Source organism: Micromonospora sp. NPDC049101 (assembly GCF_040648675.1).
GTDB lineage: Bacteria > Actinomycetota > Actinomycetes > Mycobacteriales > Micromonosporaceae > Micromonospora.
In genome coordinates this window covers 46063-64519 of sequence record NZ_JBEZED010000016.1, presented here as the reverse complement: position 1 = coordinate 64519, position 18457 = coordinate 46063, and the positions used below count along the sequence as shown (strand labels likewise).

The window sequence follows — 18457 nt, the reverse complement described above, 5'->3', positions numbered from 1 at the left end:
TTTCCGGGGGCCCCACCTTCGTTTTGGGGTCAAACATTCCCCGCCGCAAGCTGTGGGCCGGAAACCTTCTCCACCGTGGATGAACCTACCGTACAGACCCAACCTTGCATAGTGTGGCCCCGGTCACACAAGATTTAGTCTGTATGGTTTGACGTAGCGTTTAAACGTGAGGCAGAATGGTTCCTGTCAGCAAGGAACAACGGCCCCACGGAAAGGGAACGACAATGACTGAGAACACCGCCCCGGAGATGACCCGCGAAGCCTGGTTGCGTCGGGCGGTTGACGTGTTCCGCCCCCGGTTCGTTGAGGTCGGAATGCCCCTCCCGGAGAAGTTGCACGTTTCGGTTGGGTTCGGGTTCGGCACCAAAGCCGAGTCTAAGAACATCCTCGGGCAGTGTTGGGCGGGGCGTGCGTCGGATGACGGCGTAAACCACCTCTTCATTTCGCCGGAGGTTGCCGAAACCTCCAAGGTGTTGGCCGTCCTGTTGCATGAGCTGATTCACGCTGCCGACGATTGCGTGTCCGGCCACAAAGACAAGTTTGCCGACGTGGCTACGAAGTTCGGGTTTGAGGGAAGCCTTTTGACCCTCAACCCGTCCGAAACTCTCGCGGCGGAAATGGTGGCCCTGGCGGAAACCCTCGGGGACTACCCGCACGGGGCCCTGTCGGCCGCTACGCGGATGCGGACCGGGGAGCCTGAGCCGGAGGTGCCCGCCGCTGACCCCGGCGTGCCTGCGGCCCCTCGGGGCCGGATTTCCTCGGGGCCGGCTACGCAGACGACTCGGATGCTGCGGCTGTCCTGCAAGGCTGAGGGGTGCACCTGTGAGGGGTACGCGGTCCGCACGTCGGCTAAGTGGATTGCCAAGGGGCTGCCGTACTGCCCGGCGGGAACGCAGATGACGGAAGGCTGATTGACCAGGGGGCCCCTCCGGGGGCCCCTCCCTGTTTGCTGGTTCGTCTGAGAGGCTGTGAGCGTGTCTAGCGACCGGTTGCCCGGAGGGGAAGCGATGGAGAGCGGTACATACGCGGCCGGAGTCGGCCCTGACGGTGACGGCATCTACGTTTCTACGATCAACCCCACGATGCTTGACCGGCTGGTCACGATGGGGCAGCAAGACATGTGTCATCGGTGCGGCACCGAGGTACGCGGTCACACCTATTGGGAGCTAAATTCTTCCGGGCGGGTGTTGCGCTGTTCGGTTTTGCCCAACTAGGCAACGAGGGGGCCCCTACGGGGGCCCCCTTTTGTGCTTCAAGGTTTGGTCTGTTAATCTGATCCTGTCAGCAAGACGGGGCAGCGAAAGGGAAAACAAGATGTTGACTCTCCGGGGCGTAAAGATCGCTTTCACCGGCAAGGATGGCCGCACGGCCTCCGTGACGTTCGACCGCTACACGCGGAACCTGCCCGCTGACGCGTACAACACTGACGACGCGTTCCGCGCTCACGCTGGCTCGTCCGCCCTGTCTTCCGTCATTCAGGACCCGAACTATGGGGCGGCGTGGGTGCTCGATTACCAGGTCATTGACATTCCCGACCCGCACCGCAGCTAGTAGCCGGATCAGACGGGGGGCCCTTCGGGGCCCCCTTTGTGCTGCCCGAACAATGGTCACCGCGGCCTGTGGCGTGGGTCACATCTGGCGCCCTATCCCGAGCTATACACAACAAGGTTTGGTCTGTATGCTTTAGGGGTCAGCAAGGAACGGCAACGAAAGGGCTTGAAATGGCGACCTTTACGCAGGACATGACTCCCGACCTGCGGGCGCGGATTACCGCTGCCATTTACGGCAACATCCTTGACGGGGCGGACGTAATGGAAGCCGTCCACCGGGCCGCTGAGGACGCGCGCCGTCAGGCCATGTCCGAGGGGTGGGCCCCGGTGCTTGCGACGTTCCTCGGGACCACCGTCGCCACCGTTGGCGCGGAGCTGGTTGCTGACATGGTTCGCAACCTGGCTGCCGCCCGATGAGCGGGCCCGTGGACCTGGCCCCGGTTGAAGCCGCGTTCACGGAGGAACGCCTCTGGCAGCTTTACCGGGATTACCTCCGGTGGGGGATTGGCCCCCTGATGGAGTACGACGAGTGGAAAGCGGCGTTCGCCCGCAGCTACGCGCGCCACACTGCCGGCCTATCCTGACGGTTTAAACGGGGGCCCTTCGGGGCCCCCGTCCTGTTGGGTCAAGATAAGGTCTGTACACACCAACCGCACGGAACAACGGAGGTTCATCACCCATGGCGCACACCTTTAAGGGCACCGACCAGGCCGCGATTAAGCGGGCCCGCAAGGCGGAGCAGACCACCCGCAAGATTCGGCAGCAAATTTCCCGGGCCAACGGTCGCTAAATTTGCGCTTTCAAGGTTGGGTCTGTATGGTTGGGTAGTCAGCAGGGAACGACGAAGGGGAACGGCCGTGAAGGCTCTTAGGTGGATTGTTGGACTGGGAACGCTGCTGATTGCAGCCGGAGCGTTCACGTTGAGTTTCGGGAAGCTCCACACCATCGGGGAGATTGCCGGGTACGGGGACAAGTCCTGGATTTACCCGAGCATCGTTGAAGGGTTTGTGACCCTCTGCACTCTCGCGGCGTTCCTCCGGCACGGCCAGCGCGGGGCGTGGTACCCGTGGCTTGTCGGACTCGCGGGATTCTCCTACAGCCTGTGGGCGAATGCCGTTCCTGAGAGCGTCCCGGTTGAAGTTGTCCGCGCTATCCCTGTAATGTGCATCCCGTTGTCCGTTCACATGTTCATCATCATCGCTGGCCTAGTCGACCAGATGGCGCAACGGGCGGCGGAGATGAAGGCCATGGAGGCGGAAGCGGAAGCGGACGAGGCGTCCGAGGGATTCGGTTTCTTTGATGAGGCCACCCCGGAGGATTTTGCCCCGGACGACAACGCCCCCGTGTCCCCGGCCCCTGAGGGTCAGACGCCGGTGATTGAGACTGTGCCGGATGGTCAGCCTGTCAAGGTGACCCGTACCCGCAAGGTGCGTACGAGCCTGGCTAGCCGGGAAACGTACTTGCAGCTTGCTAGGGACGCGAAGACGGACGAGAAGCGGGCCCAGTGGTTGCGGATGGCCGACGTAGCGGCCGGAAACTAGGAGAGTAGAGACATGGCGCGTCAGGTAATCACCACCCTTATTGACGACCTGGACGGCGGAGCGGCCAACCAGACGGTTGAATTCGCCCTTGACGGTGTGGCTTACAGCATCGACCTTTCCGACGAGAACGCCGGTAGCCTCCGGGAAGCCCTCCGGGCGTACGTGGCCGCTGGCACCCGTACCGGCCGCGTCGGTGGGCATGGCGGGGTTACCCGGGCTATCCGGGGTGCTGCTGGTGCGGCCAACCGGAACACCCGCGAGGAAAACCAGGCCATCCGGGATTGGGCGACGAAGAACGGTCACAAGGTGTCGGAGCGTGGCCGCATCCCCGTTGAGGTGGTGGAGGCGTACCGCAACCGGGACCAGGCCCCGCCGGCCGCGCCGCCGGCTGCCAAGGCTGCCGGCCGAAAGGCTGCCGCTAAGAAGTAACCAGAGGGGGGGGAGGGGGCCCGGGGAACCGGGCCCCCTTTTTCCGTCACCATGGTTGGGTCTGTACTTGTGCTCTAACCTTCCCCGTGTTTGAATTGATCCTGTCAGCAGGGAACGAGTCAGCAGGGGGAAACAGTGGCAAAGGTGAAGGCACCAAAGAGCCCGGCCGAAATTGTGAAGCTGGCCGAAGTCCAGGGTTTCCGGGTGCAGGAGATTAACCATGGGTGGTGGATTTGGGCCCTGGACGGCAGTAGCCGGAAGGCTTGGATTACCCGGAACACGCACGGGCATTGCCTCTCCAACAACTTGGCTGACGCAAAGCGGATCGGGGTAAGGTGGTAGGAATTACGGGGCCCCTCCGGGGGCCCCGTTCCCCTTGGGGGACCTGAGCGCGTGTAAACGACATGGAGGTAACGGGATGGCTGTTGAGTTTGTGGTAACGGTGCAGGCTGCGACCCTTGACGGGCAGGATGCCGACACGGTGAAGCTTGACGCCGTGGGCGGCAGGCTTGCGACCCATGAAGTTGCTATGCGGGTTGACGGCCCCCGTGTGTGGGTCACGGTGACGGTGCAGGATCAGGGCCCGGTGGCTGCCCTCGGGCAGGCTAACGCGATTGTCCTAGCGGCCTGTGACGCCGTGGGGGAGCCCGTCGAATGGAGGGCTGCCACCGTGTACAACGGGGATGAGTACGCCCGGCAGATGATGGCGCATGAAATCTGACCGTTGACCAGATAGACCAGGGGGCCCCGGAGGGGGCCCCCTTTTTGGTGCCCGATGGCGGGCCCTATCCCGTTGCGTTTAAACGGTTTTGGCAGGGTTGCAGGGTTGGCAGGAGACAATGCTAGTCTGCAACGGCCCGGGACAACGGGCGAACCCCTCTGTTAGGAGTTTCAGTGCGTCGCACCCTGATTGCCGTTACTGCCGCTGTTGCCGCCCTGTCCGCGCTTGCCTGTGGCGCTGGCAGCACTGCCAAGACGGAGGCGGAGCAGAAAGCCCCCGCTGTTGCCGTGACGAACCTCGACGGGAAGCCGGCCGCGTCGACCAGCTCCGCCGCCGCCCCCGCGAGCCCGGCCGCGCCCGCCAAGCCGGCTAAGCCGACCATCCCGACGATTGAGGACGGGACCTGGACGGTTGGTGCGGACGTGCCCGCCGGCACCTACCGGACCGTTGAGAAGGTTGCCGGGGATGCCCTGTGCTACTGGGCGATTCTCAAGAGCGGCACCAACGGGGCGGACATCATCCAGAACGCCACCCCCACGGGTGGGCTGCCCCGGGTGACCCTCAAGAAGGGTCAGGACTTCCAGACTGCCCGGTGCGGCGTGTGGCAGAAGATCGGTTGAGCCGGTGACGCTTGAGGAATTCACTCAACAGAAGATTGACGCGTACCGGGCGGAGGTTGCCGAAGACGTGGAGGCGGGCCGCGTCCCGTTTGCGGGCAAGATTATGGCGAACCTTCTGCAAGCCCTACTAGACGAGTATCGAGCGAAGTACGGCAACGGCAGCTAGACCGGGGGCCCCTGCGGGGGCCCCTTTGCTGTGTCCCCTGCCGCCGGCGCCTGACAGACCGTGTAAACGGGGCCGCGGAGCGTGATACCGGACAAACACAGCGCGTTGACCTGCGAAAACTCTTCATGCTAAGGTCTGTAAGTCAGCAGGGAAGGTTAAGAGGGGGAAACGGACATGACGTGCTACACGGACCCTGAGCTGTTCTTTGATCCAGCGCGGGAGGGTGAGGCCGTGGAGGCGTGCGCCGGTTGCCCGCTCGCGGTCAGCTGTGTTGCCCGCAGTGAGGATGAAGAGTACGGAGTGTGGGGCGGTAGCACCCCCATTGAGCGGGCCGCCCGCCGGTTCTCTCGGGCCACCCCGAACACCTCCGGCCGTGACCAGGCTTTCGCCCTGGTGGTCGAGCTGTGTGCGGAGCGGGGCATCACGACGGTTGCGGGTGTAGCTGCGGCTAGCCGCATCCGGTGGGATGTGGTGGCTAAGCGGATGAACGTGGATGCCACCGAACTGGACAGGCAGATTGCCGCCCTACGGGCGGAGGGAATGACCCTCGCGGCTATCGCCCTCCGGTTGGGTTGCACGAAAGATTTCGTGTTCCGGGCCGTGCGCCGGCCCTCGGGTGGGGGAGTGGCCGCGTAGCCGGCTGAGAAGCAATCAGGGGCCCTCCGGGGCCCCTTTGCTATTCCCTGGCTAGCCCCGGGCGGTTCTGAGCAATCCAGGCGTCCACATCGGTTCGCCTCCACACCTTCCCCATGACCAAAGATTGGTACGGCTCTGGGAAGCTCCGGGAGTTGGTGACCACGCTTACGCGCTGCCGGGACACGCCACCGAGCATGGCGCGGATTTCCGCCGCGCCGACTAGCTCCGGTTCATGCCCTGCCCGCTCCATGGGTTGACGGTAGACAACCCTGCCCCGTTGTCTCGGGCCAACGGCGCTATGCGTTGCTGCGTTTAAACGGGCCCGTCCCGGGCGGAAGCTGCACGGGGGGACAGCTCCGCACCCGGGGGGCGTGCGCTCAGGGGACGCGCTGCGGCGAACGCTGCACCGGTCGGCGGGGCTTGGTGGCTTGGACGACTACGGGTGGGGTGACCTTCACCAGGCCGCGAGTCATGACGAAGATTGAGCGCCGGTTGACTGCGTCACCAGCGGGGTTCAACTGATACCCGTCAAGCCACATCCACCCATCATAGGTGTGCCAATCGAGCACACGGATGACCCGGAACCGGAATGGTTGGAGGAACTGAACAGAGCAGGCTTTGGTTATGCGGAATACGTCACCTGCCCGGGGAAGATCAGCCATCAAGCATTCCTGTTTCTCTCACGTCCGGCTCAAGCCGGATACCGGGGTTCTCTCGTACGGCTTGCACCCGCACCAGAAACGCTTTCTCCTGCCAGGGTGAACCGTCAGGGTGCAACATCATGCCATGCAACTGCACCCATTCCAGGCCCGGCAGGTTAGCGCCCTTCGGAACAAAGGTGACCTTGAAGGTAACTGGCTCCGACCCGTAGCAGTAGTCCCGGGGTTTGAGGGTCAACACGTCCCCCTCAGTGATCAACGGGCCCCCTGCGGGGTGCTCACCGCTGGTCACTGTCATCCCTGGTGGACGGGCAGGGGATCACCACCGGGGAGAAGGTGCCGACCTGAGTCCAGCCGAACGCGGGCGGGGGGTTGGGCGGAGGCTCCGGGGCCCGCCGCGCCTTGAGTTGCGGTACGCCAATGCTCCGCCGGTTAAGCATGTGAGCCCCCTCAAGAGTCCCCGGAGGCTGGCCCCTACTGCCAGTCCCGTCTATGGAACTCTGCGCGCATACGGCTTAGGCTCGGAAGCAATCAGACCAACATGGAGAGACACCGGCGGACAACGCTCCAACCCACGGGGGAACCGTGGGGGGACGTTGGGGGGACGTTGGGGGAGGGGTGGGGAACGTGAGCATGACAGCGGCAGAAATCCTCCTAGACGAGCTACGCCAAGCCCGCACTACGCGGGGGATGAATCAAGACGACTTCGGGAAGCTCATCAGCTACTCAGGCACGCACGTAAGCGCCGTTGAGGTGGGCACGCGGGCCCCAACCTCGGAGTACACCGCAGCGATAGACAACGCCCTCAGGACCGGCGGCATGTACGGCCGGCTACTTGAGCGGCTGTCCGCGTTGGACCTGGCCCCGCTGTGGCTGCGGGAGTGGATCACCTACGAGGAACAGGCGACGACGCTGCGGTGGTACGAACCAGCGTTCGTCCCCGGCCTACTGCAAACGGAGGCGTACGCGCGGGCAACGCTGAGGGCCGGGGGTTCACTGACGGCAGAGCAGACCGCACACCGTGTGCGCTCCCGGCTGGATCGGCAAGCGATCCTGAGCAGGGACAACCCCCCGCACTTGGTGGTTGCCCTAGACGTGGCCGTACTCCGGCGCACTGTGGACGATGACCGGGTGATGATGCGTGAGCAACTTGACCACCTGGCCGCGTCCGCCGAGCTGCCGCACGTACAAATTCACGTCGTGCCCGAGGACGCAGGGCTTTACCCTGGGCTTCAAGGTGGGTTCATCCTGGCAACCCTGCCGGACGACACCACCTGTGGGCACATTGACAATCAGGTGCGCTCACAGACGGTTGGCGGCGGCCCGGAGGTTGCTACGCTGCAAGCGACGTGGGAGACAATCCTACGGGACGCTTTGCCCCGTAGACACTCTCTGGACATCATCAAGGAAGCGGCAAAAGCATGGACATGACCAACGCACAGTGGCGTAAGTCCTCACGGTCCGGGACCAACGGCGGAAACTGCGTGGAGGTTGCCGACAACCTCCCGGGTGTCGTTGCTATCCGGGACAGCAAGGATCAGCAGGGCCCGGCCCTACTGATCAACCCGGGTTCTTTCTCGGCATTCCTCAGGGGTGCCAAGGGGGCCGGTTTCACGGCCTGAGTTGGCCGCAGAGACGCAGAAAGGCCCCGGCCCTACCGAGAGGTAGGGACCGGGGCACAATCGTTTCTAGCGGCTTTCCAGGGCGTTAGACAAGCCCGCAATCAGGGCTTGCCCGGAACCCGTGTAAACAACATCGGAACCGTCGAGCAGGACAACCGTTGGCACAGACCGCACGCCGTAGCGCGCGGGCAGCTCCGCCACCTGGTCTACGTCGACGACCTCCACGGGCACGCCGTGCCGCGCCGCAACGGCGTCGGCTACCGGCCCGAGCGTCTTGCAGGGCCCGCACCACGTAGCCGTGAACCTGAGCACCTTCACCGGGTGGTGGGGGTGAACCAGGGGCCGGAGTCCACCGCGGCATCATCGGTGATCGATGCAACGTAGTCAGCCTCGCCCGACTCGGTCGGCTCCGGGGCCGGAGTGTTGAGAGCATCCTCAACAGCCGCGTTGTGGGTCGGCAGGCTCACAACCTGCGACCGGGTGATCAGGGTCAGGATCAGCAGCACCGCGCCACCGATCGGCGCAGCGATCGCAGCGTTAACGGTGACACCCGCAACCGTCAGGGCAGCAATCACGTACTTGATAATGTCCGTGACGATCACCGGGTTATCCTTGAGCCAACCAACGTACTTCATGAAACCAGTCATTCCAGGGACCTCTATTCTGTAGCGGGATTACTTGGTGATAAGAGCGGTGTAGGTCTTCGGGCCAACCTCGCCGTCAACGGCCAGGCCGCGCGACTTCTGGAAAACCCGCACGTAACCGTCAGTCGCCTTGCCGAAATCGCCATCAATGGCGAGTCGCGCGCCGTGCGCGTTGCAGAGTCCCTGAACGTTCTTGACAATCTGGCCCTTAGAGCCCTTCTTAACCATGGGGAGCGCCATAATCAGCTTTACCGTCCAATCAGTAACCGGGGCCGGCTTAACCGGCGGCTTCGGGGGAGTCGGCTTGACCGGGGGAATCGGGGCCGTAGGCGCGTTCCCGGTCAGGTGCTTAAGGACAGCCGCCACCAGATACGCCCTCGGGAAATTCGGCCCCGGATCGGTATGGGTGGTGCCGCCCCACGCCTTACGCATGTCGTCATGCGTCACAAAGCCGGAGGTCTTGCCGTCCTTTGCCTGAGCGGTAGTCAGGAAACGCGGCGTGATCTTGTGCACCCGGCAGACCTCAGCCATAACCGGCGCAATGCGGTCAATGACCGAACGCCAGTACGCTTCGGACCAGGAGTTACCGCCGACCAGCTCCCACGCAATCGCGCGGGTGTTGCCAGTCTTAGAACCGGCGTGCCACGCATCCCGGGAAGTGTCCAGGCTTTGAATCACAGTCTTCGGATCGGCGTAGAAGTGCGAGCTAACCGAGTCAGTACGGTTCTTCGCGTACTGAGCCTCACCCTTAGGCGTCGCATCATTCGACGTGTTGTGAATGGCAATGTAAATCTTGGTTGCGCCAGAGTTGCCGGAACCCCGGGGCGGACCATCGTAAGTAGCGCCGGAGAAACGCGCCATTAGTCCCCCTTAACTTGGTGAACGATGAGAAGATTTGAGACGGTGGAGAAGCCCTGAGTTATTGCGTCCCTGAGGGCGTTCATTTCCTCGCGGTTGTCGTGAAGGGCCCGGAGCATCTTGTTTTCGGATTCCAGGTGATCGACGCGCTTTTCTAGCGCCAACAGGGCCCGGTCGAGCCTTTCGGCTTTCGACTTCCACGCTTCCGCTTCGCCCTTCCAAAGGGCTGCCGTTGTCTCGTCCGAAGACGTGCGGATGCGGGCCCAAAGAACACCGATGACGGCAGCAACGGCCAGCACGGCTACAACTAGTCCAGCGATAGCGCCGGCTAGCTCAAGGCCCGTCACTTAGAAATCCATTCAGCGGCCAACCAGTTAGAACCTTCGGCCGGGTAGGAACTAAGGGTGGTGCCGGAGTTGTGCAGAGTCGACAAGCCGATTGGAGCGCCGTAGCCCAACCTCGCGTAACCGCTGGCATTCAGCTTGCAAGGGTCGGAAGGCGCGGGAGTCCAGAAAGAAGCGGCAACCCAACTGCCCGCAACGATGCTGAGTCGGCGGGAACCGTTCGCGTACCCCTGATACGACACCTGCCCGCTAACCCGGTACAGACCGGGAGTGCGGACGAGTAGCCGCCTGTTGGACAGGTCAGCCATGCTGTCGGTGTCTTCATAAACGTTGTCAAAGCCAACCGGCTGCCAGACGCCAGACGCCCACGTAGCGACGCCGTAATCCCAAAGCATGCAAAACGGCTTGTGAAAGACAGACTTGTCAAACGCGTCTTTGGTGTGTTCGTTAAGCTTCGCGGCGGAAACCTTTTCGCCGGCAGCAAATCCGGTAAGGTCAGGAATAGCCAACGGGGGCCCCCTTTCGGGCACAGAAAAGGGGCCCCCGGAGGGGCCCCTTTTATTGGATGCTAGTTAGTAGATTGCGACACAGGCGTCAGCGTCGAGCACCCCGGAAACGTCGTCTTCCAGGACCCAAGCGTCAGAGCGTCGAGCGTCGGAAACCCAAAGGCCCGTAGACCATTCCCATAGGCTGCCGTTCCGCCTGATGGCAATCTCTAAGCCTTCAACAAAGAAGCCGTATTCGTCCGCCGGGGCGGACGCTGGCAGCTCAGTGAGGCTGATTCGATCGGAGAGGCTTGCCCCGTAGGCCAGGGCCCGGAGGGGCCCATCAGTGGGGCCCGCGTACGTGTGAGCGTCTAGCCGGATGCTGTCGCACCGGGGGACAGGATCTCCGTAGCGGTGAAGCAACCATGAGGCCGCATCCTGGATCTCGGCAGGGTTGTCAACCTCCCGGCTAATCCTGAGCTTTCGTGCCCCATACTCCGCCACCGACTCAGGGTCAGTGACCGTACGAGACAGCCCCGTAGCCCGTTCCACGGTGACGACGTTGTAAAGCTGGCTGTCATCCATGGTGAACCGTAGGCCCGGGTTCCATTCGGGAATGTTCCAACGGGTCGCAACACCAACCCGACGTAGCCGGTTGTGGTAAAACACCTCACCGGCAGGGCCCATAAAGAGGCTGCCCCCGGCGCTTTCCGCCGTAGCTTCGGCAATCTCGCGTGCGTCTGCCCCCTCATTCCAGCGGGGGGCCAGCAGTTTCGATAGCCCGGGGTCGAGCTGCCGGGGACCATCCCACCCGTACACGCTTAGTACGCGCTGGATTTGCTGCGCCTCGTTGTAAATGGCGGTATCGAAACCACGAATGTTCAAATACTCGTGGATGTCCCAACCGACATCCCAACCCAACAGGATGTGGTTAAGGGTGCCCCGAATGGTGTACTGATACCGGGGGACACCGCCAGTCTTGTTCATCCGCCGGCCCCCAAACACCGCCCAACTGATCTGAGGTGCTAAGCCGTCATCTAGTGGCGTCTGAGGATAAGACGCGTACGCCCGCTGAACGCCATTGACGTAAATAGTAATCATGGCCTGGTCACTCACCCCACCACGAAACCGTGCCCCAATGTGCGCGGTTTCCCCGACCTTGATAAGGCCCGGAGGGGTGGTGAGAATGACGTCCGGGCCGCTGTAGCGGGACACAGACGCACTCAACGACCCGTCACTGTTTACGCACATGGCGGAGTGTGCGCTTTCGCTATTGCCGGAGCCCGAATCCCATAGCCACTGTTGCAGCGTCAAGTCTGTCGGCTTGTACCACATGTCAATCAACAGCTCACCATGCGGGTTGAGGTACGGGCGGTAATCCCGGGACAGCTCAAGCACCGCACCCGCCGCCGCATTACCCGGCTCATTCTCGACAGTGAAACCGCCGGACTCCGCCCCATCCGCCCAAACCATTGTCTTGTTAGTGCTGAATCCGTACACCTCGGAAGGGAGTTCCGCCGTCCGGGCGTACAGGTGGTTATCCGTATTCCAGTACGCGTACGCTGCCCCGGACTCGCCGGACTCAACCGCCGGCCAATACCACACGTCGCCGGTGACGTCCTTGTCAAACTCAACAACGGCGTAGCGGTAGCTAGTAGGGATCGGTGCCGACAGCAGCGCCATCCCATCCGCGCACTCGGCAACCACCTCGGAGAGCTTCCCGCCGCCGCCGTATTCCTGCGTCCAGCGTTCAACGTGACCGGCGAACACCGGGTAAACCCCGGAGTCTGCCGGGGTGTCACCCGTGGGCAACCCGAGAGCAGCGCTCAGGCTGTCCCCGTCCTCAACGCCGGGGGGAACCTCGTCCACCAGGGTTACCCGAAGGTTCTTCAACCGGAAGTGGTGAGGGGTTCCACCCGACCCGTTGGAACACTCAACCTCAACTTGCCAAACGCTGTCTTCTTCGGCGGTAAACCAACGCTCCGAGGAAACCCAACCCTGTCCGCGCTTCACCCCGTTACCGGAGCCGCCGTCATCAGGTCCGCCGCCAGCGGCGTACGTGGAGTATTGCCACCCCCGCGCGTTAACGTAGGCGTCCGAACCGGCGTTGTTGGTGAGGTTCCGCAACTGAGCGGACACGATAATCGTCTGGCCCTTCTTAACGTGGACCAAATCCACGGGCCCTATCAGTCCGTGGTGGTAGTAAACGGTGGCGCTGCCGTTCACTACCTCCGAGCTAAGGAAATCGAACACGTCCCGACCAGCGGACGAATCAAAAACCTTTGTGACCGTGTTAGCGGCCGGGTTGCTTTCCTCGTCGGTTGAGTAGTTGAAGTGCCACCTTGGCGCGTCCAGGTCGATGGCTGAGGCGTTTACACACTCGTAGTGGACGTGGTTGTTATCGGCCACCCCAAACACCCTGACAGGCTTTCTGGGCTTAACCCGGGGGTTGCGGCCGGGCGTAAACCGCCCGTCCGCGTTGTCCAGCGTGATAGACGCCGTGCCCGACTCAATACGGTCAAGCTCGTACGCCTTGCCCCGCTTGCTCCCGACAGCCGTAACGGCGTCGCTGACATCCTCCCACTTCACCAGTGCGTCACCAATGTTGGCATCAAAGCCAACCTGCGTGTGTACCTGAATCACAGACCAGTCCCCCCGTTCCGCCGGCCATTGCGGGCAATCTCATCCCGCACAACCAGAGCGATAGCCTTACCAAGGTCCCGTTCAGCCGTCACGTTGCCGCCGACGTGCACAGCGACGTTTACGCCACCTGCCGCCGGCCGTGAGGCCAGCGACCGGGAAGCAAGCCCCGCACTGATCGGAGCGGCAGCACCCGCAACCATTCCCCGGGTAGCGTTCACAACCGCAGCCTTGCGGCTGTTGATGCCCTTAGCCAGCGCTTCCGGGATTGACCGGCCGCTGTAAAGCGTCCAGCCCTTACCGCTAAACGGGCCCTTCTTAGCGGGCGAGAACGGCAGATACTTTCGGGCAGCCGAGAGCACACCCTTAACCGCGTCCGTCACCCGCCCGGCACCGTTACGGATACCGCTAACCAGGCCGTCAATGATTGCCCGACCGGAGTTGTAGAGCAGCGAACCAGCGCCCGAAAGGGCACCCGTGATTGCGCTTTTCACGCTGTTAAACGCGTTGGAGATAGTCGACTTCACCGCGTTGAACGCGCTCGAAGTAGCGGACTTGATCGTGTCCCAATGCTTAATGATCAGGCCCGGACCAGTGAAGTTCAGAAAGACGTTCTTTATCGTCGTCATGGCCGATGAAACGAAATTCTTAACCGAATTCCAGGCGGAAGACGTGGCGCTACTTACCGAATTCCAGGCAGCCGGAACGGCAGTCTTAAACCAATTGACCACGGCCAGAGCGCCGCTTTTAATGCCATTCCAGGCGCCGATTACAATTTTGCGGAATGTCTCGCTATTGTTCCACGCGTACACCAGTGCGGCGACAAGCGCGATTAGCGCCAAGACAACAATGCCAATCGGGTTGGCCATCATGACCAGGTTTAGGGCTGCCTGAACAGCCGTGTAGACCTTCGCAGCGACAGTGATAACCCCGAGGGCAACCGCGAAGGTACCCAGCCCTGCGACAATGGGGCCGATCCACTCCTTATTCTTAGCCATCCACTGCCCGAATTCGATAACCTTCGGGATTGCTTCGGCGAGCCGACCAATGATCGCAGTCTCAACCTTGCGCTTGAACTGCTCAAGCTGCGCACTAGCGGATTGCTTCATGGTCTTACCCATGGCGTCGGCAGCCCCGCCGACCTTCCCGATTTCCCCGGCAGCCTTACTCACGTCAAGCGCGTACAGGGCATCTCCGAGGTCTTCCGCCTGTGTACCGAACAGGGCTACGGCGGTCTGTGCCCGCTTAGCAGGGTCTTTGATGTTGCGGAGTCGGTCAAGGGTGATGTCTAGCGTTTCGTTAGCGTAGTCGCCACCTCGGGCCATAGATTTCATAGCCGTTGAGGCGTCCATGCCCAACGCCTTAAAGCCCTGCGCGGACAGCTTAGAGCCGTCCACGGCGCGAATGCTGAATTCCTTGATAGCGTCCGCAACAATGTCGGTGTCCCGTGCGCCGGCCTTCAAGCCCTGCTGAATGAGGCCCATAGCCTGCTGACCGTTGAGGCCAACCTTACGGAACTGAGTCCCGTATTCGTTCATCGTGTCGAGCAGATCATCAGCATGATCGCCGGTCACCTGAAAGCCCCGGGTCAGCATGTCGAACGCCTCGTCAGCGTTCTTAGCAAGCCCCGTCTTAACCATCTGGCCGGCAGCGCGGGCAGTCTGCGTCACGTCCTGGCCGAACACCTTAGAAAGGTTCTGAGCCTTCCCCGTGACCCGCTCAATGTCCGCCGCGTTAGCGTCAGCGTTGATCAGACCGGAGCTAGTGACCTTACGGATTGCCTCCATGTTGTCGGTCATCGACTCACCGAAACCACCGGAATAGAGCTTCCCCGCAACCTTGCCGAGCTTCCCCGCGTTCTCGGGGCCCATCTGTGCGGCAAACTTCGCTTGCGCTCCGTCGAATTCCAGAGCCTTAGCGAACGCCACACCTAGACCAGCGGCAGCCGCCGCCAGGCCCATAAGAGCGAAGTTGGCATGCTCCGCCGCCGCAGCAACCTTGTTGTTGAACCCCTCAACACCCTTGCCGGCCTTTTGGGCATCCTTGTCGGCCTGGTCTAGTCCGGTGCCTAGAACCTTCAACGCCTGACGTGCGCTCTTAGCGTCACCGGCAATGACAACCTTAAGTTGCCTGGTTTCACTCATTCGACTTCTCCAAATAATCCGTCATGTACTCCGAGAAAGCCCGATACTCAAGCAGGGTCAATTGCCGGGCATCCCCTGGCGTCATTCGGTAGAAGTGGCAGAAAGCGGCCCGATCCCTAAGCCGCTTTAGCCGTTTCCCTGGTCCGCCTCCGAACCGGAGTCGCCAATGACCAGAGAAGTAATCTTGACGTTCCGCGCGTCAGCGATAGTGAAATCAGGCTGAGTCTTGCGCTCCATCAGCCACACCAGGCAAACGAGACTCTTAGTCGCAACCTTTACGGTGGACTCCGGGCGGCCTTTCTCATCGAATACGCGGTTACCCTCGTCATCGAAAACCGGGACCGACTTGAACGCCTCATCAATGCTGGTGGCCGTGTAAGCCTCGAAATCCTCAAGGTCACCAAGGGTGAGGTCATCGGGGTTCAACTTAAGATCCATAGCGTTTACACGCCTCCGCTCTATTCGGGGAATGCTTTAGAAGTCAGAGCGTCTATACGCTCCATGTATTCATCAATGAGGGCCCGAGCATCACTGCGGATGGTCGGGTGGAGGAAATAGCCGGGACCGCCGTCCCACGCTTCCCACTGGTTACCGCGCCAAGGTTGGAACTGCCGGCCGTCCGAATCCCGGTAGCGACCTTTCGCATACCAGCCGGACCGGCGACGGGCACCAAACTCTGCCGCCCAAAACGTGGGGTATCTCGGGCCACCGCCCGAAACGATGGACGCGTTAGTTGACCGGGAAGCCCGGAGGCTTTCTGCGGCGTGGCGTGTAAACGCGCCCTCAGTGCCGGCACGGGCACGGGCCCGTTTCACCAACTGAGCCGCTAGCGCGTAATTCGCGCCCACTAGCTCTTTGGGTAAGTCCGCATCAACCGCCTTGAGGGCCCGGCTAAAGTCCGCCAGGCCCTCAATAACGACAGCATCCCCGTTAAGGGTGACAGCCTTTCGGCTGCCCGCCATTACGGCGCAACATCCTTAGACTTGTAGAGGACGGTAAGCGGGCTAGCCGTGCCGTCCCAGAGGATCATGCCCTTAAGCGGGTGTTCGATGACCTTCGCGCCATCAAAGTTGACAGAGCCCTCATCGAATCGGGCCACCGGGGCGGTAATGGTCAACTCCCCACCCTGCGGGCTAGCCCACTTGAGAGAAAGCGTCGCCAGTGCGCCGGAGGCGACAGCAGCCGCTACCCGGTTAGCGTGGGTCAGCCCTTCAAACTCGCCCTTGAGGTCAAACGAGTATTCGCGCATGCCCTCTTCAAGCGGCTCACGCTTACCCACCGTCGACCAGCGGTCATCCTTGAGCTTGTTGTCGCCCTTAATGGAAATGTCAGCGACACCGAACGGCGTACCGCCGATCTCCACGGACCCACCAACAAAGGTGAAGAGTTGCGCACTGGTGGAGTACGTCGGGGTTGCTACCGCGTAAGCGCCAGTACCCGCGCCGATCTTCTCCCGTGCGAAATCCAGCTCAACGGAAAACTCAAGTACGCCGTCAACGGCGTTGCTCAACTCCCAGGAGGTGACCTTGCCGCCCTCGTAGGTGAACGGGTGAACAACGCCCGCGTTGTCGACACGGCCCACCTGAACAGTCAGCGACTTACCCGCCAGGGTGCCCACGGTGAACGTGTGCGGGGTGAAACCGCCGGCAGCCGTGCCCGTAGACACCGCGCCGAATGCGTGCTTGAACAGCAAGCCAAGCGAACTGTCCTGGCCCTCTAGCTTGAGGTCACCGCCGGCACCCTTCGGGTTCGGCACGAACCGATCCCGGTGCAATACCCGCTGACCCGCGCGGAAGCCCTGGCTCTCAATCCGCTCATACTTGCCCGCGAGCCCTTCCGACACCATTTCAAGGAACCGGGCGGGGGCAACAGCCGTGCCGTACGTGATTTCCTCTGCAACGCCGAGGTAGCTATCGTGAATTGACGCCATTATTCGCCCTCGTCCCCTTCCGGTAGAACAAGAAAAGCGGACCCGAGGGTTTCCGCAACATCATCAGGAACAATCACGGGGTCACCGTTGGGGAAAACAAAACCCCCACCGGCAACGGCGGGGGCGTGTCCCGTGTAAACGACTACGGCCGACAACTGGCCCTCACCTCCGTTTCAAACTGCGACTCATAGCCGCCATCAATCGGCCACGACTTCATAGACCGGGGAATGAATCCCGACGTGATGCACCGCCCACCAATGGAGGCGTCCGCCCTCAAGGCGTCTTCAAACTCAGCCGCAAGCCGAATCGCGTACGACTCGCACTCTTCCGACGTGCCGCCGGCTACCTGCACCGAGAAAACAACATCAACCGCGAAAGACTCAGTGCGGCTACGGTTCGTCGCCCATTCGGCAGACTCCCAACGGACATCCCCCACAACCGCCCACTTCTTATCCGGGGAACGTGTGGGGAATCCGTAAGTAACCTGCACCTTGTCCGTGACCACGATTTGCTGACCGGCCAACAGCGTCTTAAGTGCCGCCTTGACGGCAACTGCCTTAGTGCTCACGGCAGCACCACCGACTCAATAATCTTGAAGCGGAAAGCCTCAAGCACCGCGTCAACCGCCGGGAGCCCCGTTTCGTAACCGCTACGGCCCGGGGTTGCCAAGGTGTACGTTCCACCGTCCGCCGGCTGAAAGCTGGTGGCCCGATCGGGGATGCCCGACCGATCCTCATGGAGTAGCCACCGGGCATACAGCAACCCGACCCGCTTAATGCCATCAGGCACCACCGGGAAGCCGTACGAAACCTCAATGCCGGTCGTTCCCGCCGGCAACTCAGGCATGTACGCGAAATGGCCCACCCGCTCAATAGCCAAAGAGGCCGCGGTGCCCCCTGAGGTGGTCACAGACGCGATATCAGCGAAGGGCAGTAGTTCGCCCCACCCTGGAAGGTCAGAGACGCTTAGAAAGGCAATGCGGGGCGTAAAGCTGCGGCCTGTGATGCGCTGAAACTCAGCCTCCACCACATCCCGAGCTAGCCGCACCTCAGAGGCAGGGAACCGCTCCGCCGACAAGTCAGGGTCAGCGTTCCTAAGCTCCGGCACCGTGAACAGGAACCCGCCCACCACCTCAACCGAGGTGATGTCAACGGCGGTAGCCCCACCGTCCCAACGGACCGTGTAAACGCCGGGGGCCAGCATCCCGGGGGAGTAGGCGTATACGTCGCCGGTGGCTACCGCCGGCCCCTCAGCCGTGGGGACGGCAGCGCCGGCCCGGGTCACGGTCACCTGTACGGCAGCCGGGGTTAGGGCCGTGTCGTCATCTAGGAACGTGTGCGCCAACGTGACGGGCCGTCCCGCCAGGTAGCGGCCCACGGTCAGCCGTCCTTACGGGGGCGGCCTGGTCGACGAGCTGTAGCAGTCTCCCGGCCCTCAGCGGGCGTAGCCCGACCAACGGCGTTATCCA

At 62.2% G+C, this 18457-nt stretch carries 23 protein-coding genes and 1 pseudogene; 11 read left to right on the top strand and 13 right to left on the bottom strand.

Going from position 1 to position 18457, the window contains the following annotated elements:
• Positions 1–224 precede the first annotated feature (224 nt).
• The 9 genes and pseudogenes from AB0B57_RS22435 to AB0B57_RS22395 all read left to right on the top strand — a co-directional run bounded on the left by AB0B57_RS22435 (position 225) and on the right by AB0B57_RS22395 (position 5663).
• Positions 225–911: a hypothetical protein gene (locus AB0B57_RS22435; RefSeq protein WP_357072941.1), complete on the top strand. Its 687-nt coding sequence runs from the start codon at positions 225–227 to the stop codon at positions 909–911.
• A 403-nt stretch (positions 912–1314) separates the two neighbouring features.
• Entirely contained in the window at positions 1315–1551 is a 237-nt protein-coding gene (locus AB0B57_RS22430; protein WP_357072938.1) for a hypothetical protein, read from the top strand.
• 170 nt (positions 1552–1721) lie between these two features.
• Positions 1722–1967: a hypothetical protein gene (locus AB0B57_RS22425; RefSeq protein WP_357072935.1), complete on the top strand. Its 246-nt coding sequence runs from the start codon at positions 1722–1724 to the stop codon at positions 1965–1967.
• 440 nt (positions 1968–2407) lie between these two features.
• On the top strand, positions 2408–3091 hold the full coding sequence (locus AB0B57_RS22420; protein WP_357072932.1) for a DUF2637 domain-containing protein: 684 nt from the start codon (positions 2408–2410) through the stop codon (positions 3089–3091).
• A gap of 12 nt (positions 3092–3103) precedes the next feature.
• Positions 3104–3451 (top strand): annotated as a pseudogene (locus AB0B57_RS22415) (Lsr2 family protein); the annotation flags it as partial.
• A gap of 487 nt (positions 3452–3938) precedes the next feature.
• Positions 3939–4241 carry a hypothetical protein gene (locus AB0B57_RS22410; protein ID WP_357072929.1) on the top strand — a complete coding sequence of 101 codons (303 nt, stop codon included), beginning with the start codon at positions 3939–3941 and terminating at the stop codon, positions 4239–4241.
• A 173-nt stretch (positions 4242–4414) separates the two neighbouring features.
• On the top strand, positions 4415–4861 hold the full coding sequence (locus tag AB0B57_RS22405) for a hypothetical protein (RefSeq protein WP_357072926.1): 447 nt from the start codon (positions 4415–4417) through the stop codon (positions 4859–4861).
• A gap of 4 nt (positions 4862–4865) precedes the next feature.
• Positions 4866–5027, top strand: a complete 162-nt coding sequence (locus AB0B57_RS22400; protein WP_357072923.1) for a hypothetical protein — start codon at positions 4866–4868, stop codon at positions 5025–5027.
• Between the two features lie 174 nt (positions 5028–5201).
• Positions 5202–5663, top strand: a complete 462-nt coding sequence (locus AB0B57_RS22395) for a WhiB family transcriptional regulator (protein WP_357072920.1) — start codon at positions 5202–5204, stop codon at positions 5661–5663.
• A gap of 377 nt (positions 5664–6040) precedes the next feature.
• Here AB0B57_RS22395 and AB0B57_RS22390 read toward each other — a convergent pair whose 3' ends face one another.
• On the bottom strand, positions 6041–6325 hold the full coding sequence (locus AB0B57_RS22390) for a hypothetical protein (protein WP_357072917.1): 285 nt from the start codon (positions 6323–6325) through the stop codon (positions 6041–6043).
• The gene (locus tag AB0B57_RS22385) at positions 6318–6614 is read right to left on the bottom strand and encodes a hypothetical protein (protein ID WP_357072914.1); all 297 of its coding nucleotides are present in this window, start codon (positions 6612–6614) and stop codon (positions 6318–6320) included. The genes AB0B57_RS22390 and AB0B57_RS22385 overlap by 8 nt, the downstream gene beginning before the upstream one ends.
• 341 nt (positions 6615–6955) lie before the next feature.
• Here AB0B57_RS22385 and AB0B57_RS22380 point away from each other — a divergent pair, with 341 nt between their 5' ends.
• Together AB0B57_RS22380 and AB0B57_RS22375 are read left to right on the top strand one after the other, a co-directional pair.
• Positions 6956–7753: a helix-turn-helix transcriptional regulator gene (locus AB0B57_RS22380; RefSeq protein WP_357073262.1), complete on the top strand. Its 798-nt coding sequence runs from the start codon at positions 6956–6958 to the stop codon at positions 7751–7753.
• Positions 7744–7944 (top strand): DUF397 domain-containing protein, encoded by a 201-nt coding sequence (locus AB0B57_RS22375; protein ID WP_357072911.1) that lies wholly within the window; start codon positions 7744–7746, stop codon positions 7942–7944. The genes AB0B57_RS22380 and AB0B57_RS22375 overlap by 10 nt, the downstream gene beginning before the upstream one ends.
• Positions 7945–8010: 66 nt before the next feature.
• On the opposite strand, the gene AB0B57_RS22370 is transcribed toward AB0B57_RS22375, so the two are convergent.
• The 11 genes from AB0B57_RS22370 to AB0B57_RS22320 form a co-directional block, all read right to left on the bottom strand.
• A complete protein-coding gene (locus tag AB0B57_RS22370; RefSeq protein ID WP_357073259.1) occupies positions 8011–8256 on the bottom strand; it encodes a thioredoxin family protein in 246 nt (81 codons plus the stop codon).
• Between the two features lie 2 nt (positions 8257–8258).
• A complete protein-coding gene (locus AB0B57_RS22365; RefSeq protein ID WP_357072908.1) occupies positions 8259–8591 on the bottom strand; it encodes a hypothetical protein in 333 nt (110 codons plus the stop codon).
• 27 nt (positions 8592–8618) lie between these two features.
• The gene (locus AB0B57_RS22360; protein ID WP_357072905.1) at positions 8619–9449 is read right to left on the bottom strand and encodes an N-acetylmuramoyl-L-alanine amidase; all 831 of its coding nucleotides are present in this window, start codon (positions 9447–9449) and stop codon (positions 8619–8621) included.
• The gene (locus AB0B57_RS22355; RefSeq protein WP_357072902.1) at positions 9449–9793 is read right to left on the bottom strand and encodes a hypothetical protein; all 345 of its coding nucleotides are present in this window, start codon (positions 9791–9793) and stop codon (positions 9449–9451) included. The genes AB0B57_RS22360 and AB0B57_RS22355 overlap by 1 nt, the downstream gene beginning before the upstream one ends.
• Positions 9790–10299: a hypothetical protein gene (locus tag AB0B57_RS22350; RefSeq protein WP_357072899.1), complete on the bottom strand. Its 510-nt coding sequence runs from the start codon at positions 10297–10299 to the stop codon at positions 9790–9792. Before AB0B57_RS22350 ends, AB0B57_RS22355 begins: the two co-directional genes overlap by 4 nt.
• Before the next feature lie 63 nt (positions 10300–10362).
• The gene (locus tag AB0B57_RS22345; RefSeq protein WP_357072896.1) at positions 10363–12918 is read right to left on the bottom strand and encodes a hypothetical protein; all 2556 of its coding nucleotides are present in this window, start codon (positions 12916–12918) and stop codon (positions 10363–10365) included.
• Positions 12915–15059: a phage tail tape measure protein gene (locus AB0B57_RS22340; RefSeq protein WP_357072893.1), complete on the bottom strand. Its 2145-nt coding sequence runs from the start codon at positions 15057–15059 to the stop codon at positions 12915–12917. Before AB0B57_RS22340 ends, AB0B57_RS22345 begins: the two co-directional genes overlap by 4 nt.
• Before the next feature lie 126 nt (positions 15060–15185).
• A complete protein-coding gene (locus AB0B57_RS22335) occupies positions 15186–15485 on the bottom strand; it encodes a hypothetical protein (RefSeq protein WP_357072890.1) in 300 nt (99 codons plus the stop codon).
• Between the two features lie 535 nt (positions 15486–16020).
• Positions 16021–16989, bottom strand: a complete 969-nt coding sequence (locus tag AB0B57_RS22330; protein ID WP_357072887.1) for a phage tail tube protein — start codon at positions 16987–16989, stop codon at positions 16021–16023.
• Positions 16990–17131: 142 nt separating this feature from the next.
• A complete protein-coding gene (locus AB0B57_RS22325; RefSeq protein ID WP_357072884.1) occupies positions 17132–17557 on the bottom strand; it encodes a hypothetical protein in 426 nt (141 codons plus the stop codon).
• On the bottom strand, positions 17554–18366 hold the full coding sequence (locus AB0B57_RS22320) for a hypothetical protein (protein WP_357072880.1): 813 nt from the start codon (positions 18364–18366) through the stop codon (positions 17554–17556). The genes AB0B57_RS22325 and AB0B57_RS22320 overlap by 4 nt, the downstream gene beginning before the upstream one ends.
• Between the last annotated feature and the right edge of the window lie 91 nt (positions 18367–18457).

Excerpts from the sequence above, each read along its gene's own strand:
- AB0B57_RS22380 (WP_357073262.1), top strand. The coding sequence starts at position 6,956 with ATGACAGCGGCAGAAATCCTCCTAGACGAGCTACGCCAAGCCCGCACT.
- AB0B57_RS22395 (WP_357072920.1), top strand. The coding sequence starts at position 5,202 with ATGACGTGCTACACGGACCCTGAGCTGTTCTTTGATCCAGCGCGGGAG.
- AB0B57_RS22410 (WP_357072929.1), top strand. The coding sequence starts at position 3,939 with ATGGCTGTTGAGTTTGTGGTAACGGTGCAGGCTGCGACCCTTGACGGG.
- AB0B57_RS22375 (WP_357072911.1), top strand. The coding sequence starts at position 7,744 with ATGGACATGACCAACGCACAGTGGCGTAAGTCCTCACGGTCCGGGACC.
- AB0B57_RS22435 (WP_357072941.1), top strand. The coding sequence starts at position 225 with ATGACTGAGAACACCGCCCCGGAGATGACCCGCGAAGCCTGGTTGCGT.
- AB0B57_RS22330 (WP_357072887.1), bottom strand. The coding sequence starts at position 16,989 with ATGGCGTCAATTCACGATAGCTACCTCGGCGTTGCAGAGGAAATCACG.
- AB0B57_RS22365 (WP_357072908.1), bottom strand. The coding sequence starts at position 8,591 with ATGACTGGTTTCATGAAGTACGTTGGTTGGCTCAAGGATAACCCGGTG.
- AB0B57_RS22390 (WP_357072917.1), bottom strand. The coding sequence starts at position 6,325 with ATGGCTGATCTTCCCCGGGCAGGTGACGTATTCCGCATAACCAAAGCC.
- AB0B57_RS22425 (WP_357072935.1), top strand. The coding sequence starts at position 1,722 with ATGGCGACCTTTACGCAGGACATGACTCCCGACCTGCGGGCGCGGATT.
- AB0B57_RS22430 (WP_357072938.1), top strand. The coding sequence starts at position 1,315 with ATGTTGACTCTCCGGGGCGTAAAGATCGCTTTCACCGGCAAGGATGGC.
- AB0B57_RS22360 (WP_357072905.1), bottom strand. The coding sequence starts at position 9,449 with ATGGCGCGTTTCTCCGGCGCTACTTACGATGGTCCGCCCCGGGGTTCC.
- AB0B57_RS22340 (WP_357072893.1), bottom strand. The coding sequence starts at position 15,059 with ATGAGTGAAACCAGGCAACTTAAGGTTGTCATTGCCGGTGACGCTAAG.